This window comes from Pseudomonas sp. SB113, from assembly GCF_040754745.1.
Classification (GTDB): Bacteria; Pseudomonadota; Gammaproteobacteria; order Pseudomonadales; family Pseudomonadaceae; genus Aquipseudomonas; species Aquipseudomonas grimontii.
Genome location: NZ_JBFMHW010000237.1, coordinates 1 through 403, shown reverse-complemented (window position 1 = coordinate 403; position 403 = coordinate 1). Strand labels below are relative to the sequence as shown.

The window sequence follows — 403 nt, the reverse complement described above, 5'->3', positions numbered from 1 at the left end:
CAGGATGACCGTGATCGTGTCGAAGCCCTCGAAGAAGCCCATTATCCATGTCGGGAGGGTTGCAAGCGCAACGAAGCGGGCGAAAAGTGCTGCACCCACAACGATAATGAAGATCGAAGACGTGCCGGACGCCGTATCGACAAGCGCCTTGCGTATCACCGGCATGGTCAGCCGCCCGCGCAGCAGCGCAATCGCAAAAGCAAGGAATGCACCGACTGCACCTGCTTCGGTAGCGGTGAATATACCTGTGAAGATACCTCCCCTCACACCCGCAATAAGGACTGGAAGCGGCCAGGCATCGAGAAGAAGCGCACGCTTTTCCTCGGCCGAGATTTCCACCTTCGTTGCAGGCGCCAGCTCCGGGTTTACCCAGCATCTGATAGTGATCATCACAATGAACATG

Annotated in this window: 1 protein-coding gene; it reads right to left on the bottom strand. The window is 56.8% G+C overall.

Features of this window, described 5'->3' with window-relative positions; translation table 11 throughout:
* A partial coding sequence (locus AB1462_RS32355; RefSeq protein WP_367249209.1) for a TRAP transporter large permease subunit occupies nucleotides 1–390 on the bottom strand: 390 nt, incomplete at its 3' end.
* Nucleotides 391–403 lie beyond the last annotated feature (13 nt).